Source organism: Aeromicrobium sp. Leaf272 (assembly GCF_001422865.1).
Lineage (GTDB): Bacteria > Actinomycetota > Actinomycetes > Propionibacteriales > Nocardioidaceae > Aeromicrobium.
On sequence record NZ_LMMY01000014.1, the window covers coordinates 353,187 to 371,794 of the forward strand.

Consider the following 18,608-nt stretch of genomic DNA (forward strand, 5'->3'; position numbering starts at 1 on the left):
GCACGACCAGACCACAGCGACTCAGCAGCGCGTGCAGGCCCAGCGGAGGCGACGGGTCGTCCACATCCCGTCGAGACGACCGGCAGGGGGAGCGCTCAGGAGCCCTCGACGTCGAGTCCGGCCCAGGTGGCCACGCGGTCCCAGACGCGGCGCCGAAGAGCCGGGTCCTCCTTCGGCCACGGGGCGTAGTGCGGCGAGCGACGTCGGCGGTCGCACCAGAACCCGTCCTGCCCGGTCCGCGACGTGGGCACCGCAGCCAGCCAGACCATGGTGTCGGCGCCCTCGGCGGCCGTGCGGAGCACCGGACCCAGGACCTTGGCGAAGCCGGGCAGTGAGTCGGTGATGCCGGGGGTCTGCGCCCAACCGGGGTGCATCGAGTGGCTCGGCAGCTGCGGGTGCCGCTGGGCGAGCAGCTCGGCCACCACGACCTGCAGCCGCTTCGTGCGGGCGTAGGCACGCACGCCGTCGTAGGTGCCCTCGCGGTACTGCAGGTCGTCCACGAGTGCCTCCGTGAGCGGGGCGGTGTACATGCCGCCCGACGAGACCCACACGACGCGCCCGTCGTCGGCCGCCTCGAGCAGCGGGCGGACGAGCTCGGTGAGCAGGAGCGGGCCGAGCACGTGCGTGGCGAGCGTCAGCTCGTGACCCTGTGCCGACTCCGTGCGCTCGGTCGGCATGACGCCGGCGTCGTGCACGATCGCGTGCAGCGCGCCGAGGTCGGCCCGAAGACGCTCCGCGTAGCGGCGCACGTCGTTTAGATCGCTGACGTCGCACACCTCCTCGCGGAGCTCGGCCGACGGTAGCGAGCGGCGGATCTCGCCGGCGGCGTCGGCCAGGCGGTCGGCCTTGCGTCCCACCAGGTGCACGGTGGCGCCGAGCTCGGCGAGTCCCGTCGCCGCCGCGGCGCCCAGGCCACCGCTCGCTCCCGTCACGACCACGTGGCGACCTCGGAGCGAGTCGGGCTCGGGGTCGGCCGGCCACCAGCGACGACGCAGCCGCGGTCCGATGCTGGAGTACCCGGGCAGCACCGTCTTGTCGAGGATCGTGTCGGCCAGGTCGGTCAGCGTCGAGGACATGCCTCCACGCTAGAGAGGTGGATCGCTGCAGGCACCTCCAGACGACGTGCCGTGCGCTACAGGAGGCCCGCGTCGTGCATCGTGATCGCCACCTGCACCCGGTTCACGGCGTCCAGCTTGGTGAAGAGGTGGGAGATGTGCGCCTTCACGGTCGCGAGGCTGAGGTGCAGCTCCGAGGCGATCTCGGCGTTGGACGCGCCTCTCCCGATCGCCCGGGCCACGTCGCGCTCGCGGTCGGTCAGCGACGCCACCAGGACCGCGGCCCGCGTCTCGCGGCCGTCGCCCGACCCGTCCGTCACCTGCTCGATGAGTCGACGGGTGATCGCCGGCGACAGCGCGGGCTCGCCGGAGGTCACCGTGGCGATGGCCTCGACGATCTGCGCCGGCGGGGTGTCCTTCAGGAGGAACCCGTGCGCCCCTGCGGCCAGCGCCCGCACGACGTAGTCGTCGGCGTCGAAGGTGGTCAGCACCAGGACGCGGGGCGCCGAGGGCAGGGCGACGATCGCGGCGGTCGCGTCGATCCCGTCCATCACCGGCATCCGCAGGTCCATCAGCACCACGTCGACGTCGCCCTCGCGGACCCGGGCGACCGCCTCGCGGCCGTTGGACGCCTCGGCGACGACCTCGAGCTCGTCGGACCCGCCGAGCATGAGCGCCAGGCCGGCTCGCACCAGTGCGTCGTCGTCGACGAGGAGCAGCCGGGTCACGCCGGCCACGGTACCCACGCCTCGAGCACGTAGCGCTGGTCGGGCGTCACCTTCTGCGTCAGCCGACCGCCGGCGAGCTCCACCCGCTCCCGCAGGCCCACCAGGCCCAGGCCGGCCCCCGGTGGTGGCGCCGTGGTGCGGGTGGTGCCGACGCGCAGCGGGTTCGTCACCACGGCCCGCACACCCGCTCCGCCCTCGGCCTCCACGCGCACCGTGACGGCGGTGTCGGTCGCGTGCTTGTGCGCGTTGGTGAGACCCTCCTGCACGACGCGGAAGATCGTGCGGCCCTCCGCGTCGGGAACGTCGTCGAGATCGCCGTCCACCGACAGGTCGACGCGCATCCCGGCACGCGCCCACTCCTCCACGAGGATCCGCAGGTCGCCCGCGGACGGCTGCGGCAGCTCGGGGGCCGCGTCGCCGGGACCGTCGCGGAGCACGCCGAGCACACCCCTCAGCTCGGTCATGGCCTGGTGGGCCGTCTCCTGGATCGTGCGGGCGGCCTCACGCACCTGCTCCGGCGGGAGGTCGTCCCGGTAGGCCAGCGCCCCCGCGTGCATGGTGACCAGCGAGATCCGGTGCGCGAGCACGTCGTGCATCTCCCGGGCGATGCGCGTGCGCTCGGCGCCGCGGGCCTGCGCCACCTTCGCCGCCTGCTCCGCCTCGGCGATCTCTGCCCTGGAGCGGAGCGTGGCCAGCAGCTCACGCCGCGACCCGACGTAGAGCCCCACCGCCACCATGAGGCCGATGACGACGACCACCACGGCGGCGTCGAGTCGTGGGTCGGGCCCCGGGACCGGGTTGATGGCCACCACGACCGGGATCGTCAGCGCCACCACGATCGTGACGGGGACGATCTCGCGCCAGCGTCGGCGCGTGGCCAGCGAGACGAGCGCGAGGCTCGCCGCGCCCCCGGAGCTGAACGACACGATGCTCACGACGTTGGTGACCAGCGCGGTCGCCACCGGGAAGCGGTGCCGCCACCGGAAGGTGGCCACCGTGCTCACCACCCCGATCGCGATGTCGGCAGCGAACCACCCGGGCGCGTTGGCGAGCTGCCACGGGGCGAGCTCGACCCACGACAGGCCCGTGACCGCGAGCACGAGCAGGAGTCGCCAGACCTGCCCCCATCGCGTCACGGTCGGGGGCGGGGGGCTCACCGGCGTCACGCTACCGACGTGGGTGCGGGCCGTGCCACGTCCACCCGGCCGACGAGGCTCATACTTTCGGCGACCGGATCGTGGCTGCGTGGCGGATGCCCACGACGCACCACGTCGGGCAGGCTGGGGTCATGATCCAGGTCCAGAACCTCACCAAGACGTACGCCGGCTTCACCGCCGTCGACGACGTCAGCTTCACCTGTCGCCCAGGGGCCGTCACCGGCTTCCTCGGGCCGAACGGTGCCGGCAAGTCGACGACGATGCGCATCATGACCGGCCTCACCCCGGCCTCCGTCGGCCAGGCCCTCATCGACGGCGTCGACTACCGCGACATCCCCAACCCGGGCACGCAGGTCGGCGTGCTCCTCGACGCCTCGGCGCAGCACGCCGGCCGTACCGGCCGCGAGATCCTCACCCTGTCGGCCCTGACCATGGGTCTGCCCAGCAGCCGCGTCGACGAGATGCTCGAGCTCGTCAGCCTGAGCGACACCGAGTCCAAGCGCCGGGTGAAGAACTACTCGCTCGGCATGCGCCAGCGGCTCGGCATCGCCAACGCGCTGCTCGGCGATCCCAAGGTGCTCATCCTCGACGAGCCGGCCAACGGTCTCGACCCGGCCGGCATCCACTGGATGCGCAGCCTGCTGCGCCACTACGCCGACCGCGGCGGCACGGTGCTGCTGAGCTCGCACCTGCTGCACGAGATCGAGATCATCGCCGACGAGATCATCGTCATCGGCCACGGCAAGATCGTCGCCCAGGGCACGAAGGACGAGCTCATGCACCGCGCACGCGGCGGAGCGGACTCCACCTTCGTCCACTCGGTCGACGACGAGCAGCTGCAGAAGGCGCTCGTGGGCGCCGGGCAGCAGCCCACCGCCGTCCAGGGCGGCCTGCAGGTCGCCGTCGGCGCCGAGCAGGTCGGCCAGGCCGCCCTCGCGGCCGGCGTCGCCCTCGTCGAGCTCCGGCCCGCCGGAGGCGCGGGGCTCGAGGACATGTTCCTCGAGCTCACGTCCTCGACCCAGCGCGAGAAGACCACCACCGAAGGAGGCGTGGCATGAGCGCCACCACCGCAAGCCCGCTGCCCGCGTCGGTCTCCACCGACCGTCCCGGCATCCCGTTCGCCCGGCTCGTCCGGGTCGAGCTGCGCAAGATGTTCGACACCCGCGCCGGTCGCTGGCTGATGATCAGCATCGTCGTGCTGTCGCTGATCGCGGCCGTCTCGGTGATCGCGTTCGCTCCCGACAGCGTCATCTCCTACGCCGTCTTCGCGACCGCCTTCGGCGTGCCGCTCGGCATCCTCCTGCCGGTGGTGGCGATCCTGTCCGTCACGGGTGAGTGGAGCCAGCGCAGCGGCCTGACGACGTTCACGCTCGTGCCGCACCGCGGCTCGATCATCAACGCCAAGATCGTCGCCTCGGTGCTCGTCGGCATCATCTCCGTGCTGGTGGCCTTCGCGATCGGCGCGGTCGGCAACCTCGCCGGTGCCGCGATCAACGGGATCGACGCCGACTGGGACGTCACGCTCACCCAGTTCCTCACGATCCTGCTGGCCAACATCCTGGGCCTGCTGCTGGGCTTCACCCTCGGCGCACTGTTCCGGAACACGCCCGCCGCGATCGTCGGCTACTTCGTGTACGGCTTCGTCCTGCCGACCGTGTTCGGGATCCTGGCCGCGTTCCAGGACTGGTTCAAGGACCTGCAGCCGTGGATCGACTTCAACTTCTCGCAGAGCAAGCTGTTCGAGGGCAACCTCACCGGCGAGGAGTGGGCACAGCTGGGCACGTCCGGGGTCATCTGGTTCGTGATCCCGCTGGCACTGGGCATCTGGCTGATCCGTCGGTCCGAGGTCAAGTGACCCGACGGCGATGAGACCTCCGGCGCCCGGGCGGGACACCCGGTGCCGGTGAGAGAGAATGGCGACATGCGAAAGCGTGTCGCCATTCTCGGTTCCACCGGCTCCATCGGTACCCAGGCCCTGGAGGTGGTCGAGGCCGCCCCGGAGCGGTTCGACGTGGTGGCGCTCGCAGCCGGCGGCTCGGACCCGGGCCTGCTGGCCGCCCAGGCGATCCGGCACGAGGTGGAGCTGGTCTCGGTGGCCAGGGCCACCGCCGCCCAGGACGTGCAGCTGGCGCTCTACGCCGAGGCCAAGCGACGCGGGTGGTCCGAGGGCGACCACCGCCTCCCGAAGCTGCTCGCCGGACCGGACGCCGCCACCGAGGTGGCCCGGGCCGACGTCGACGTCGTGCTCAACGGCATGACCGGGGCCGTCGGGCTCAGGCCGACGCTGGCCGCGCTCGAGACCGGGACCACGCTCGCCCTCGCCAACAAGGAGTCCCTGATCGTCGGTGGCGACCTGGTCACCTCCCTCGCCGCACCGGGTCAGATCGTTCCGGTCGACTCCGAGCACTCGGCCATCGCGCAGGCCCTGCGTGGCGAACGGATCGAGGACGTCCAGCGTCTCCTGGTGACGGCCAGTGGTGGACCGTTCCGTGGGCGGACCCGCGACGAGCTGGCCGACGTCACGCCCGAGCAGGCCATGGCGCACCCGACGTGGGACATGGGTCCGGTCATCACGATCAACTCGGCCACGCTCGTCAACAAGGGTCTCGAGGTGATCGAGGCGCACCTGCTGTTCGGCATCGGCTTCGACCGCATCGACGTGGTCGTGCACCCGTCGTCGGTCGTGCACTCCATGGTCGAGTACGTCGACGGGTCCACGATGGTCCAGGCCTCGCCGCCCGACATGCGCCTGCCCATCGCCCTCGGGCTGGCCTGGCCCGAGCGCGTGCCCGGCTCGGCCCGGGCCTGCGACTGGAGCGCCCCGACCGCCTGGGAGTTCTTCCCCCTGGACGAGATCGCGTTCCCCGCCGTCCGCCTGGCGCGCCAGGCGGGGGAGCACGGTCGGACGGCGCCGGCGGTGCTCAACGCGGCCAACGAGGTGTGCGTCGACGCCTTCGTGGCCGGCGAGTTGGACTTCCTTGGCATCGTTGACACCGTGGGAGCGGTCCTGGCCGAGCACCTCGACGACCCCGACGTCGCCCACGCCGACCTGACCCTCGACCTCGTGCTCGAGGCCGACACCCGAGCCCGGGACCGGGCGAGGGCCCTGGTGGAGGAAGCTTCCATGCGATCGAACACCGTGACAGCACCGGGCGGGACCCGCGCGTGACCGGGCTCGTCTACGCCCTCGGCGTCGTCGTCTTCGTCCTCGGCGTCATCGCCTCGATCGCCCTGCACGAGCTCGGCCACCTGTACCCGGCGAAGAAGTTCGGCATCAAGGTCACCCAGTACTTCGTCGGGTTCGGCAACACGGTCTGGTCGTTCCGACGCGGCGAGACCGAGTACGGCATCAAGTCGATCCCGCTCGGCGGCTACGTGAAGCTCGTCGGCATGCTCCCGCCGGAGCGGCGTTCGCAGGAGGACGTGCCCGTCGGGGGAGCGACGGCACCCGAACGGGTCCGCGACACGAACACCGGCCTGTTCACCCAGCTGGTGAGCGACGCCCGCCACGCCGAGTACGAGCTCGTCGACGAGGACGACGCCGACCGGCTGTTCTACAAGAAGCCGTGGTGGCAGAAGCTCATCGTGATGGCCGGCGGCCCCATGGTGAACGTGGCCATCGCGGTCGTGCTGTTCGCCGTCGTCCTCATGGGCTTCGGCGCGCTCACCCCCACCACCACCGTGGCGGCGGTCTCGGACTGTGCCATCAGCGACGCCGAGGCCGGTCGCACGTGCACCGACGCCGACCCCGTCACGCCGGCCAAGCAGGCCGGTCTCCAGCCGGGGGACCGGTTCGTCTCGTTCAACGGCGAGCGGATCACCTCGTGGGAGCAGCTCTCGGGGCTCATCCGCGGCAACGGTGGCGGCGAGGCGCGGATCGTCGTGGAGCGGGACGGTCGCGAGATCGCCGCGGAGGTGCCCACCACGGTCCTCGCCCGGGCGTCGGTCGACGACCCCGAGCGCACCGAGCGGGTCGGGTTCCTCGGCGTGGAGCCCACCCAGGCGATGCAACGCCAGGGACCCGGCACCGTGGCCGAGGTGATGGGTGAGCAGGTGGTGGCCACGGCCGACGCCATCGCCCACCTCCCGGTACGGATGGTCGAGGTCACCAAGGCTGCCTTCGGTGCCGAGCGCCCGGCCGACGGACCGATCAGCGTGGTCGGCGCGAGCCGCGTGGCCGGCGAGCTGGTCACCGTCGACGAACCCACGTGGTCCGAGCGGGCGCAGCGGATCCTCGGTCTGCTCGCCTCGCTGAACCTCTTCCTCGCGCTGTTCAACTTCATCCCGCTGCTGCCGCTCGACGGTGGTCACATCGCGGGCGCCCTGTGGGAGGCGATCCGGCGGGGCTGGGCGCGGCTGCGGAGGCGTCCCGACCCCGGATACGTCGACGTGGCGAGGATGCTGCCGGTCGCCTACGTGGTGGGTGGCATCCTGATGGTCATGAGCGTCATCCTGATCTACGCCGACATCGTGAACCCGGTGAGCATCTCGTGAGCATCCCCGTATCGCTCGGCATGCCCGAGGCGCCGCCGCCCGTCCTCACGCCGCGGCGCAAGACCCGCAAGATCAAGGTCGGCTCGATCGACGTGGGCGGCGACGCCCCGGTGTCGGTGCAGTCCATGACCACGACGCTCACCTCCGACGTCAACAGCACCCTGCAGCAGATCGCCGAGCTGACGGCCGCCGGCTGCGACATCGTGCGCGTGGCGTGCCCGAGCCAGGACGACGCCGACGCGCTTCCCGACATCGCGCGCAAGTCGCAGATCCCCGTGATCGCCGACATCCACTTCCAGCCGAAGTACGTGTTCGCGGCCATCGACGCCGGCTGTGCCGCCGTGCGCGTGAACCCGGGCAACATCCGCAAGTTCGACGACCAGGTCGGCGCGATCGCGAAGGCCGCCAAGGATGCCGGGGTCTCGCTGCGCATCGGCGTCAACGCCGGCAGCCTCGACAAGCGCCTGCTCGAGAAGTACGGCAAGGCCACGCCCGAGGCGCTCGTGGAGTCTGCCGTGTGGGAGGCCTCGCTGTTCGAGGAGCACGACTTCCACGACTTCAAGATCTCGGTCAAGCACAACGACCCCGTGATCATGGTGAAGGCCTACGAGCTGCTCTCCGAGCGAGGCGACTGGCCGCTGCACCTCGGCGTCACGGAGGCCGGTCCGGCGTTCCAGGGCACCATCAAGAGCGCCGTGGCCTTCGGGCACCTGCTGGGCAACGGCATCGGCGACACGATCCGGGTCTCCCTGTCGGCACCGCCGGTCGAGGAGGTCAAGGTCGGCATCCAGATCCTGCAGTCGCTCAACCTGCGCCCGCGCAAGCTCGAGATCGTCTCGTGCCCGTCGTGCGGTCGCGCGCAGGTCGACGTGTACACGCTGGCCGAGCAGGTCACGGCCGGGCTCGACGGCCTCGAGGTCCCGCTGCGCGTGGCCGTCATGGGCTGCGTCGTCAACGGACCGGGCGAGGCTCGCGAGGCCGACCTCGGTGTCGCCTCGGGCAACGGCAAGGGTCAGATCTTCGTCAAGGGCGAGGTCATCAAGACCGTGCCCGAGAGCAAGATCGTCGAGACCCTCATCGAGGAGGCCATGCGCATCGCCGAGACGATGGAGCCCGTGGAGGGCGCCACCGCCTCGGTCGACGTGTCGGGCTGAGGCCCGGACGACCGCCGCTAGTCGACCACGCTGTCGATCGGCCGTGACCGCGGCGCGGAGGCGTCGTCCTGACCGCGCAGCACCAGTACGGGGCACGACGCGTGTCGGACCAGCCGGTCGCTGACCGAGCCGAGCAGCAGCCCGGCGAAGCCGCCCAGGCCGCGGGGGCCGATCACGACCATGGTGGCGCCGCGCGACGCCTCGAGCAGGGTGTCGTCCGCGGGCCCGTGCACGGCCTCGAGGGTGACCGGCACGTCGGGGTGCGCCGCACGGGCGTCGGCGGTGTCGGCCTCGAGCGCGGCCTGCGTGGCGCGGCCCAGCTCGTCGACGCCCGGGACGAAGCCGGGGCGGGCGTCGGCCGGGCGCGCGGCGGTGGAGATCGACCAGGCGCGCACGACGTGCACGGGCAGACCAGCGGCCTCGGCGTGGTCGAGCGCCCAGGCGAGGGCGGAGTCGGAGAAGCGGGAGCCGTCGTGACCGACGACGAGGGGACCGGGTGACGTCATGACTCATCGTAGGACGGCGTGGGATCACCTCCGGCGCTACGCTGACGAGGTCTCGGCACGCCGTGCTGCGGACGGACGGAGGTGCGCGATGACCCAGCTGGTCGACGCGCGTGCCGGCGCCGGGCCTGGAGACCAGGTGGTCCGAGCGCTGACCCCCGGTGACGTCCCCGACCTCGTGCGCCTCACCGCCCGCGACGCGCGAGCCAACCTCTTCGTCCGGCACCGCGTCGCGGAGACCGGGCTGCGCGACGTGCTGCTCGGCGGGTCGATCCTCGGCTGCTTCCGGGACGGCGTGCTCGTCGCCGCCTGCCACAGTGGCGCCAACCTCGTCCCGGTTCAGGCCGACGCGGTGGCGATCGACGGCTTCGCCGAGCACCTCCTGGCCGCCGACACGGGCCCCGGCGGACGCCGCAGTGCCTCGCTGGTGGGTCCCCAGGAGGCGGTGCTGCGGCTGTGGTCACGTCTGGAGGGGCTGTGGGGCCCGGCGCGCTCGGTCCGGGCCGACCAGCCGTTCCTCGCCATCGACCACGACCCCGCTCTGCCGGCGGACCCGCGGGTCCGCCACGTCATGATCGACGAGGTCGACGCGCTGTACCCCGCCTCCGTCGCGATGTTCCGCGAGGAGGTCGGGATCGACCCGGAGGCCGGCGGGAGCGTCGGCTACCGGGCTCGGGTCGGGCAGCTCGTCGCGCGGGGCTGGGCGTTCGCGATCATCGAGCGCGGCCAGGTGCTGTTCAAGACCGAGGTCGGGGCCGCGGTCGACGGGGTGTGCCAGCTCCAGGGCGTGTGGGTGCACCCTGATCACCGCGGCCGTGGGATCGCAGCCCCGGCACTCGCGGGCGTGGTGCGCCTCGTCCGGCGTGACGTCGCACCCGACGTCACGCTCTACGTCAACGACTTCAACGCCCCGGCTCGCGCCACCTACGACCGCGTCGGGATGCGCCAGGTCGACACCTTCGCCTCGATCCTGCTGTAAGGCGTCCGGAGTCAGTCCGACGTGCTCCACCGGGTGAGCACGGGTGCCGCAGCCAGCAGGGCGGCCAGCGCGGGACGCTGCCCGCCGCCCGCCCGCCAGGTGCGGTAGGCGTCGTCGTGCTCCAGGCTCTCCCAGCGCTCGAGGGCAGTGACGTGCGTGGGGTCCTCGACGTCCGTCAGCACCTCGACCCCGTGGTTGCCGGGGAAGGCCCGGGTCTCGGCGAGGACCTCCTCGAGGACGGCCGGCGCGTCGTCCAGCCGGTCGGGCCGCAGCCGGAGCTCGAGGGTGGCGATGACGGTCATGGAGTTCTCCTGGGGCTGGTCGGGTCGGCAGGGCCGGGACCGATCCTTCCACGGGTCACCTCGCTAGGGTGCGGGCATGGATCGTGACGTGAAGGCGCTCGCCGGACTCCTCGCAGCCGCAGGGGTCGCCCACTTCGTGAAGCCGGCACTCTTCGAGTCGATGGTCCCGAGGCCCCTGCCGTACAAGCGCGAGCTCGTCCTGGGCTCCGGCGCGGTGGAGATCGCGTGCGCGGCCCTGCTCGCCCACCCCCGCACCCGTCGTGCGGGCGGGACGGCTTCGGCGGCGCTGCTCGTCGGGGTGTTCCCGGCGAACCTGCAGATGGCGGCCGACGCGGTGCGCAGCCGGCGCGCGTCGACGGGGTGGAAGGTCGGCACCCTCGCGCGTCTGCCGCTGCAGGCCCCGCTCGTGCGCACCGCGCTCAAGGCGTCCCGCGGCTAGGACACGCCCTGGGGCCGACCCCTGGGCCACCTCGCGCGCGAGGTGCCGCCGACACCCTCGATAGGGTCGGTCCATGCGCATGTCCCAGCTGTTCCTGCGAACCCTGCGAGACGACCCCGCCGACGCGGAGGTCCCGAGCCACAAGCTGCTCGTCCGGGCGGGCTACGTGCGTCGCGTGGCGCCCGGGATCTACTCGTGGCTGCCGCTGGGGCTCAAGGTGCTCGCCAAGGTCGAGCAGATCGTCCGCGAGGAGATGGACGCCATCGGCTCGCAGGAGGTGCGGTTCCCCGCGCTGCTCCCGCGTGAGCCCTACGAGGCCACCAACCGCTGGGTCGAGTACGGCCCGAACCTGTTCCGGCTGAAGGACCGCCGCGGGACCGACATGCTGCTCGGCCCCACGCACGAGGAGATGTTCGCCCTCCTGGTCAAGGACCTCTACTCCTCGTACAAGGACCTGCCCCTGAGCCTCTACCAGATCCAGACGAAGTACCGCGACGAGGCGCGTCCCCGTGCCGGCATCCTGCGCGGACGCGAGTTCGTCATGAAGGACTCCTACTCCTTCGACGTCGACGACGCCGGCCTGGAGGCCAGCTACCGGGCCCACCGCGAGGCCTACGTCCGGATCTTCGACCGGCTGGGGCTGGACTACGTCATCGTCCACGCCGACTCCGGAGCCATGGGTGGCTCGGCCAGCGAGGAGTTCCTCGCCGTCGCCGAGGTCGGCGAGGACACGTTCGTGCGTTCCCCCGGCGGCTACGCGGCGAACGTCGAGGCCGTCACCACCGTGGTGCCCGACCCCCTGCCCCTCGACGAAGCGCCCGCTGCGCACGCCGAGCAGACCCCCGACACCCCCACCATCGAGACGCTCGTCGCGCACCTGCAGGAGCACTTCCCGCGCGAGGACCGACCTTGGCACGCGTGCGACACGCTCAAGAACGTGCTGGTGGTGCTGCGGCACCCCGACGGCAGCCGCGAGCCGCTCGCCATCGGCGTGCCCGGCGACCGCGAGGTCGACCCCAAGCGCCTGGAGACCCAGGTCTCGCCCGCCGAGGTCGAGCCGTTCACCGAGGACGACTTCGCCGCGCACCCGCTCCTGGTCAAGGGCTACATCGGTCCGGCCGCCCTGGGCGCGGAGTCCGAGAGCGGCATCCGCTACCTCGTCGACCCCCGCGTCGTCGAGGGCAGCCGGTGGGTCACGGGTGCGAACGTCCGCGGGTCCCACGTCGTCGATCTCGTGGCGGGCCGCGACTTCACGCCCGACGGCACGATCGAGGCCGCCGAGGTGCGCGCCGGCGACCCGGCTCCCGACGGCTCCGGGCCGCTCGAGCTGGCCCGCGGCATCGAGATGGGCCACATCTTCCAGCTGGGACGCAAGTACGCGCAGGCCCTCGGGCTCCAGGTGCTCGACGAGAACGGCAAGCTCGTGACGGTCACGATGGGCTCCTACGGCGTCGGGATCTCCCGTGCCGTGGCGGCCGTGGTGGAGAGCTCGCACGACGAGATCGGCATCGTCTGGCCCCGCGAGCTCGCCCCCTACGACGTGCACCTCGTCGTGGCGGGCAAGCAGCCCGAGCAGTTCGAGGCCGCCGACCGGCTGGTCGCCGACCTCGAGGCCGCCGGCGTCACCGTGCTCCACGACGACCGGCCCAAGGTCTCGCCCGGCGTCAAGTTCAAGGACGCCGAGCTGCTCGGGATGCCCACGATCGTGGTGGTCGGCAAGGGTCTGGCCGACGGTGTCGTCGAGGTGAAGGACCGCGCGACGGGATCACGACGCGACGTGCCGGTCGCGGGTCTCGTCGACGAGCTGCGCGCCGTGTGCCGCTGATCGACCCGACGGACCACAGCCCGCCGGGCCGGGTCAGCCGAGTCCGGGGAACGCGGTCGGGGAGGCGCCCCAGTCGATGGCCTCCAGCGCGGAGGCACGCAGCGAGGCCAGGGCCTCGCGGCGGTCGCCGGCTCCGCCGAGCGTCACGAGCGGCAGGGTGGCCGTGCACAGCCGGTCACTGACGTCGGCCAGACGCTGCCGAGCGTCGTCGGCCGTCGCCGGTGCGGTGCCGTAGGACGCCTGCGGGCCCACCGGCGTGGCGCCGGCCGCCGCGACCCGGGCGATCAGGCTGTCCCGCGACCGACGGTGGCGGACGAGGGCGTCGCTCGCGGCGTCGCGCAGGGCCGAGAAGCGACCGGCCACCAGCGAGGCGAGCCAGACCGCCTCGTGCTCGAGGGCGAGGCGCCGTTGAAGGGCGCCGACCGGGGACGGAGTGCTCATGGTCGCGCCCTCAGCCCCGACGTCCGAGCGTCCGGGCGACCTGGGCCTGGCCGGCGGCCAAGGACGCCAGCACCCGCGCGAGGTCGGGGGAGACCGCCGTCAACGCGTCGGACTCGCGGCGTCGCGCGGCGGCCGCGACGGCACGCGCCACGGCGGCGCCGCCGCCGGTGATCTCCGAGGCCGGGGGAGTGGAGCCGCCCGGAGGGCCACCCAGCGCCTCCAGCTGCTCGCGCAGCACGTCCACCAGGGTCTCGTCGGCGCCGCCGAGCTGCTCGACGGCGCTCACCAGCGAGACCTGCTCGGAGGCCGCCGTCCGCAGCAGCGCGGTGTCCGACGCGTCCGGGATCGGGTGCGGGCGGGCGCCGAGTGCACGCAGCAGGTCGTCGTCGCGTCCGGCCACGTGCAGGCCCGCCCCGGCCGCGACGACGGCGAGCCCGGACCCCACGACGACGCGACGGCTGACCACCACGGCAGCCTAGTCCGTGACCGCTAGAGTGGTCGCCTGCGGCAGGCCGTCCCCTCGGCTCGCCGCACGTGACGTGTCGACAACAGAACACAGGAGGCTGCTCGAGATGGCGGACCCGCAGGCCGACCGCGTGGAGGACGAGGTCCGAGGCGCGCTGACGCCGCTCGGACTGGACCTGGAGGCGGTGGAGCTGTCCCGCTCGGGGTCCAAGCGCCTCCTGAGGATCGCGGTCGACGCCGACGGTGGCGTCCCGATCGACCTCATCACCGACGCCACGCGCGTCGTGTCCGCCGCTCTCGACGAGGGCAGCGCCATGGGCGAGGAGCCCTACACGCTGGAGGTCACCTCCCGTGGCCTCGACCGCCCTCTGACCGAGCCCCGGCACTGGCGGCGCAACGTCGGCCGGCTGGTGGCGGTGACGCTTCACGACGGTCCCTCCGTCACGGGGCGTGTCGTGGGCAGCGACGACACGGGCGTCGAGCTCACCGTCAAGGGCCAGCAGCGCCGTCTGGAGTACTCCGAGGTCGCCCGTGCCCTCGTGACGCCGGAGCTGGGTGCCCCCAAGGCCCCCACGACGGGTCGCTCCAAGCAGCCCCGACGGCCGGTGCAGGGCCGGCCCGGCACGTCACGCCCCACCGACCGGAACCGCGAGAAGGACTCCTGATGGACATCGACATGAGCGCACTGCGTGCGCTGGAACGCGAGAAGGACATCTCCTTCGAGGTGGTCGTCGAGGCCATCGAGACAGCGCTGCTGTCGGCCTACCACAAGACGCCCTACGCCCACTCCCACGCGCGGGTCGTGCTCGACCGCGCGAGCGGCCACGTCACCGTGTGGGCGAAGGAGCGACTCGAGCCCGAGCCGCAGGCTCAGCCCGAGACCGCGCCCGACGCTGGGACCTCGACGGAGACCGGGCAGGAGGGCGCGGCCGAGGACGCAGCGGCCGACACGGACGGGACCGTCGCTGCCCAGCCGGCCCCCGCTCCCACCACCGCCCCGGCCCCGCCACGGTTCTCCGAGGAGTTCGACGACACCCCCGAAGACTTCGGCCGGTTCGCCGCCGCAGTGGCGCGCCAGCTGATCATGCAGCGTCTGCGTGACGCGGAGGACGAGCAGAAGTTCGGCGAGTTCTCCGGCAAGGTCGGCGACATCGTCTCCGGCGTCATCCAGCAGGGCAGCCGGCCCGGCGACGTCATGATCGACCTGGGCCGTGTCGAGGCGCTGCTGCCGGCGTCCGAGCGCGTGGCGGAGGAGAAGTACGCCCACGGCGAGCGCATCAAGGCCTACGTGTACGAGGTCGAGAAGGGCATGCGTGGGCCGCGGGTCAAGGTCTCGCGCACGCACCCGAACCTGGTGCGCCTGCTGTTCGCGCTGGAGGTGCCCGAGATCGCCGACGGTGCGGTCGAGATCATGGGCGTGGCCCGTGAGGCCGGACATCGCACGAAGATCGCCGTGCGCGCCAAGGCGGCCGGGGTCAACGCCAAGGGCGCCTGCATCGGACCGATGGGCCAGCGCGTCCGCAACGTCATGCACGAGCTGCACGGCGAGAAGATCGACATCGTCGACTACAGCGACGAGCCGGCTGCGTACATCGGTCACGCACTCTCGCCGTCGCGCGTCAAGCAGGTGACGGTGGTCGACGAGCAGGCTCGTGCGGCGAGGGTGGTCGTTCCCGACTTCCAGCTCTCCCTCGCGATCGGCAAGGAGGGCCAGAACGCCCGCCTCGCCGCGAAGCTCACGGGCTGGCGCATCGACATCCGGTCCGACACCGAGGACCCCTCCGTGGCCGGGGGGCCAGCGCGCCCGTCCGGTGCGTCGAGGCCCGAGAACGGAGCATGAGCGCGGACGGGGTAGACTCGACTCTGGTCACTCGCACGTGCATCGGCTGCCGGTCGCGCGACGCAGTGACCGCTCTGGTGCGACTCGTCGCGGTCCCGGGGGAGACGACCACGGTCGTCACGCCCGATCCACGGCGGTCCATGCCGGGGCGAGGGGCGCACCTGCACCCCGACCCTCGGTGCCTGGAGCTGGCACGTCGCCGCAAGGCGTTCGGCCGGGCCCTCCGTCTGGAGGGACCACTCGACCTGACGCCGCTCGACGCCGTCGCCGACCGCACCATGCACCAGTGACACCGATCCAGGGGGCCACCCGGCCCCACGACCCGAAAACGGAGCAACCGCTCATGAGCTCTCGATGAGAACCAACCGATGAGCCTGCACGTCAACTAGGGTCCGCACCTCTCTTCAGGGCGGGCGGACCCCCCTGAAGGAGAACAGTGGCTGTCAGAGTCCACGAGCTCGCACGAGAGCTCGGAGTCCAGAGCAAGGACATCCTGTCCACGTTGAAGGACATGGGTGAGTACGTGAAGTCCGCGTCGTCCACCGTCGAGGCGCCGGTCGTCCGCCGCCTCAAGGAGGAGCACGGCGACACCCTGCGCGACAAGGGTGCGAAGAAGGCTGCCAAGAAGGCGCCTGCGGCCAAGCCGGAGGCACCGGCCCAGGCCGAGGCCAAGGCTCCCGAGGCCCCCGCGCCCGTCGAGCAGCCCGCTGCGGCCGAGCCCGCCGCGGAGGCTCCTGCCCCTGCGGCGCCCAAGGCCGCGCCGGCACCCGGCCCGCGTCCCGGTCCGCGTCGTCCGGCCGAGCCGGAGGCCCCGGCGGCCGAGGCCGCTCCGGAGGCACCTGCGGCGCAGCCCGGCCCGAAGCCGGCCGCTCCCGGACCCCGTCCGGGACCGCGCGGTGGCGGTGCCCGCCCGGGCAACAATCCGTTCTCGTCGCGCCAGGGCATGCAGCAGGACCGTCCCCCGCGCCCGCCGGCCGCCCGTGAGGGTGGAGCGGCTCCTGCGCCGGGCGGTCGCCCGGGCATGCCGCGTCCCAACCCGGCCATGATGCCCAAGCAGTCCGGTCTGGCCGGCTCCCGTCCCGGCCCCGGTGGCCGTGGCGGCCCCGGCGGCCGTCCCGGCGGTCCCGGTGGCCGACCCGGTGGCGGCGGCGCTCCCGGCGGTCGTCCCGGCGGTGGCGGTGGCGGCGGCTTCGCCGGTCGTCCCGGCGGCGGTGGCGGCTTCGGTGGCCCCGGCGGTCGTCCCGGCGGCAACCGTCCCGGTGGCCGCGGTGGCACGCAGGGCGCGTTCGGTCGCGCCGGTGGCCCGGTCCGACGTGGACGCAAGAGCAAGCGCGCGAAGCGTCAGGAATTCGACCAGATGCAGGCGCCCGCCATCGGCGGCGTGCGTGTGCGCAAGGGCAACGGCGAGACGATCCGTCTCACCCGCGGTTCGTCGCTGAGCGACTTCGCCGACAAGATCGGCGTCGACGCGGCATCGCTCGTCGAGGTGCTGTTCCACCTGGGCGAGGTCGTCACGGCCACCCAGTCGGCCAACGACGAGACGCTGCAGCTGCTCGGCGAGGAGCTCAACTACACGGTCGAGGTCATCTCGCCCGAGGACGAGGACCGCGAGCTGCTCGAGTCGTTCTCGCTGGAGTTCGGCGAGAACGAGGGCGACGACGACGACCTCATCGCGCGGCCGCCGGTCGTCACGGTCATGGGTCACGTCGACCACGGCAAGACCAAGCTCCTCGACGCGCTGCGCTCCAGCAACGTCGTCGACAAGGAGGCCGGTGGCATCACGCAGACCATCGGCGCCTACCAGGTCGCCACCGAGGTCGACGGCGACGAGCGTCGCATCACCCTGATCGACACCCCCGGTCACGAGGCCTTCACGGCCATGCGTGCCCGTGGTGCGCAGGCGACCGACATCGCGATCCTCGTGGTCGCGGCCGACGACGGCGTCATGCCGCAGACGGTCGAGGCGCTCAACCACGCGAAGGCGGCCGGCGTGCCGATCGTCGTCGCGGTCAACAAGATCGACAAGCCCGACGCCGATCCGACCAAGGCTCGCGGCCAGCTCACCGAGTACGGACTCGTGCCCGAGGAGTACGGCGGCGACACGATGTTCGTCGACGTCTCGGCCAAGGCCGGGACGGGCCTGGAGGACCTGCTCGCCGCCGTCGTGCTGACGGCGGACGCCGAGCTCGACCTGCGCGCCAACCCGACGCAGAACGCCGAGGGCCTGGTCATCGAGGCGCACCTGGACCGCGGTCGCGGCCCGGTCGCCACGGTGCTGGTGCACCGCGGCACCCTGCGCGTCGGCGACTCGCTCGTCGCCGGACCGGCCTTCGGTCGTGTCCGCGCGATGCTCGACGAGCACGGCGAGAACATCGAGGAGGCCACGCCGTCGCGTCCCGCGCTCGTGCTCGGCCTCACCGCCGTTCCCGGCGCCGGCGACAACTTCATGGTCGTCGCCGACGACCGCCTGGCTCGCCAGGTGGCCGAGAAGCGCGAGGCGCGCGAGCGCAACGCACTGCTCGCCAAGCGCAGTGGTCGCCGGACCCTCGAGGACTTCATGTCCTCGATGGAGAAGGGCGAGACCGACGAGCTGCTGCTCATTCTGAAGGGTGACGGCTCTGGCTCGGTCGAGGCGCTCGAGGACGCGCTCGCCAACATCGACGTCGGCGAGGAGGTCGACCTGCGGGTCATCGACCGCGGCGTCGGTGCGATCACCGAGACCGACGTCAACCTGGCTGCCGCGTCGAACGCCGTCATCATCGGCTTCAACGTCCGGCCGCAGGGCAAGGCCACCGAGCTCGCTGACCGCGAGGGCGTCGAGATCAAGTACTACTCGGTGATCTACCAGGCGATCGACGAGATCGAGGCGGCCCTCAAGGGCATGCTCAAGCCCGAGTTCGAAGAGGTCCAGCTGGGCACGGCGCAGATCCGCGAGATCTTCCGCTCGTCCAAGATCGGCAACATCGCCGGCTGCATGGTCACGAGCGGCACGCTGCGGCGCAACGCCAAGGCTCGCCTGCTGCGCGACGGTGCCGTGGTGGCCGACAACCTCGACCTCTCGAGCCTGCGGCGCGAGAAGGACGACGTGTCCGAGGTCCGCGAGGGCTTCGAGTGCGGTCTGGTGCTCCGTGGCTACGGCGACATCAAGATCGACGACGTCGTGGAGATGTTCGAGCTGCGCGAGAAGCCGCGCGCCTGAGGTGACCCGGGTCGGGCCCGACACCCG

General features: G+C 72.3%; 19 protein-coding genes. 12 read left to right on the forward strand and 7 right to left on the reverse strand.

From position 1 onward, the window contains the following. Nucleotides 1-95 precede the first annotated feature (95 nt). From ASF38_RS14550 to ASF38_RS14560, 3 genes are read right to left on the reverse strand one after another with little or no spacing between them, the layout of a single operon-like run. Nucleotides 96-1,076 (reverse strand): SDR family NAD(P)-dependent oxidoreductase, encoded by a 981-nt coding sequence (locus ASF38_RS14550; protein ID WP_056576909.1) that lies wholly within the window; start codon nt 1,074-1,076, stop codon nt 96-98. Between the two features lie 56 nt (nt 1,077-1,132). After that, complete coding sequence (locus tag ASF38_RS14555; protein WP_200914536.1) at nt 1,133-1,783, reverse strand: response regulator transcription factor; 651 nt, start codon at nt 1,781-1,783, stop codon at nt 1,133-1,135. Then, nucleotides 1,780-2,940, reverse strand: a complete 1,161-nt coding sequence (locus tag ASF38_RS14560) for a sensor histidine kinase (RefSeq protein ID WP_235497746.1) — start codon at nt 2,938-2,940, stop codon at nt 1,780-1,782. Before ASF38_RS14560 ends, ASF38_RS14555 begins: the two co-directional genes overlap by 4 nt. A gap of 131 nt (nt 2,941-3,071) precedes the next feature. Here ASF38_RS14560 and ASF38_RS14565 point away from each other — a divergent pair, with 131 nt between their 5' ends. From ASF38_RS14565 to ispG, 5 genes are all read left to right on the forward strand, one after another. Further along, nucleotides 3,072-3,998 (forward strand): ATP-binding cassette domain-containing protein, encoded by a 927-nt coding sequence (locus ASF38_RS14565; RefSeq protein ID WP_055967386.1) that lies wholly within the window; start codon nt 3,072-3,074, stop codon nt 3,996-3,998. After that, complete coding sequence (locus ASF38_RS14570) at nt 3,995-4,795, forward strand: ABC transporter permease subunit (RefSeq protein ID WP_055967388.1); 801 nt, start codon at nt 3,995-3,997, stop codon at nt 4,793-4,795. Before ASF38_RS14565 ends, ASF38_RS14570 begins: the two co-directional genes overlap by 4 nt. Nucleotides 4,796-4,861: 66 nt before the next feature. Continuing rightward, on the forward strand, nt 4,862-6,109 hold the full coding sequence (gene dxr / locus ASF38_RS14575) for a 1-deoxy-D-xylulose-5-phosphate reductoisomerase (protein WP_056554174.1): 1,248 nt from the start codon (nt 4,862-4,864) through the stop codon (nt 6,107-6,109). Next, on the forward strand, nt 6,106-7,434 hold the full coding sequence (locus tag ASF38_RS14580) for an RIP metalloprotease (protein ID WP_056576912.1): 1,329 nt from the start codon (nt 6,106-6,108) through the stop codon (nt 7,432-7,434). The genes dxr and ASF38_RS14580 overlap by 4 nt, the downstream gene beginning before the upstream one ends. A gap of 2 nt (nt 7,435-7,436) precedes the next feature. Next, entirely contained in the window at nt 7,437-8,588 is a 1,152-nt protein-coding gene (gene ispG, locus ASF38_RS14585) for a flavodoxin-dependent (E)-4-hydroxy-3-methylbut-2-enyl-diphosphate synthase (protein ID WP_055968544.1), read from the forward strand. A gap of 17 nt (nt 8,589-8,605) precedes the next feature. Here ispG and ASF38_RS14590 read toward each other — a convergent pair whose 3' ends face one another. After that, nucleotides 8,606-9,094 (reverse strand): universal stress protein, encoded by a 489-nt coding sequence (locus ASF38_RS14590; protein WP_055967394.1) that lies wholly within the window; start codon nt 9,092-9,094, stop codon nt 8,606-8,608. An 88-nt stretch (nt 9,095-9,182) separates the two neighbouring features. On the opposite strand from ASF38_RS14590, the gene ASF38_RS14595 reads away from it, so the two are divergent. Then, nucleotides 9,183-10,070, forward strand: a complete 888-nt coding sequence (locus tag ASF38_RS14595) for a DUF4081 domain-containing GNAT family N-acetyltransferase (RefSeq protein ID WP_055967397.1) — start codon at nt 9,183-9,185, stop codon at nt 10,068-10,070. Between the two features lie 11 nt (nt 10,071-10,081). Here ASF38_RS14595 and ASF38_RS14600 read toward each other — a convergent pair whose 3' ends face one another. Next, nucleotides 10,082-10,372, reverse strand: a complete 291-nt coding sequence (locus ASF38_RS14600; RefSeq protein WP_056576915.1) for a putative quinol monooxygenase — start codon at nt 10,370-10,372, stop codon at nt 10,082-10,084. Between the two features lie 76 nt (nt 10,373-10,448). On the opposite strand from ASF38_RS14600, the gene ASF38_RS14605 reads away from it, so the two are divergent. Beyond that, entirely contained in the window at nt 10,449-10,811 is a 363-nt protein-coding gene (locus tag ASF38_RS14605; protein WP_056576918.1) for a hypothetical protein, read from the forward strand. Between the two features lie 79 nt (nt 10,812-10,890). After that, on the forward strand, nt 10,891-12,636 hold the full coding sequence (locus ASF38_RS14610) for a proline--tRNA ligase (protein ID WP_200914554.1): 1,746 nt from the start codon (nt 10,891-10,893) through the stop codon (nt 12,634-12,636). A 33-nt stretch (nt 12,637-12,669) separates the two neighbouring features. Here ASF38_RS14610 and ASF38_RS14615 read toward each other — a convergent pair whose 3' ends face one another. Beyond that, nucleotides 12,670-13,077: a DUF4439 domain-containing protein gene (locus ASF38_RS14615; protein ID WP_055967409.1), complete on the reverse strand. Its 408-nt coding sequence runs from the start codon at nt 13,075-13,077 to the stop codon at nt 12,670-12,672. A 10-nt stretch (nt 13,078-13,087) separates the two neighbouring features. Beyond that, nucleotides 13,088-13,543 (reverse strand): hypothetical protein, encoded by a 456-nt coding sequence (locus tag ASF38_RS14620; RefSeq protein WP_156366934.1) that lies wholly within the window; start codon nt 13,541-13,543, stop codon nt 13,088-13,090. Nucleotides 13,544-13,649: 106 nt separating this feature from the next. On the opposite strand from ASF38_RS14620, the gene rimP reads away from it, so the two are divergent. From rimP to infB, 4 genes are all read left to right on the forward strand, one after another. Then, nucleotides 13,650-14,207 carry a ribosome maturation factor RimP gene (gene rimP / locus ASF38_RS14625; protein WP_082480782.1) on the forward strand — a complete coding sequence of 186 codons (558 nt, stop codon included), beginning with the start codon at nt 13,650-13,652 and terminating at the stop codon, nt 14,205-14,207. After that, nucleotides 14,207-15,382, forward strand: a complete 1,176-nt coding sequence (gene nusA / locus ASF38_RS14630) for a transcription termination factor NusA (RefSeq protein WP_056576924.1) — start codon at nt 14,207-14,209, stop codon at nt 15,380-15,382. The genes rimP and nusA overlap by 1 nt, the downstream gene beginning before the upstream one ends. Further along, the gene (locus ASF38_RS14635) at nt 15,379-15,672 is read left to right on the forward strand and encodes a YlxR family protein (protein WP_056576927.1); all 294 of its coding nucleotides are present in this window, start codon (nt 15,379-15,381) and stop codon (nt 15,670-15,672) included. Before nusA ends, ASF38_RS14635 begins: the two co-directional genes overlap by 4 nt. Before the next feature lie 146 nt (nt 15,673-15,818). Then, complete coding sequence (infB, locus tag ASF38_RS14640; RefSeq protein WP_055967420.1) at nt 15,819-18,581, forward strand: translation initiation factor IF-2; 2,763 nt, start codon at nt 15,819-15,821, stop codon at nt 18,579-18,581. The last annotated feature ends 27 nt before the right edge of the window (nt 18,582-18,608 follow it).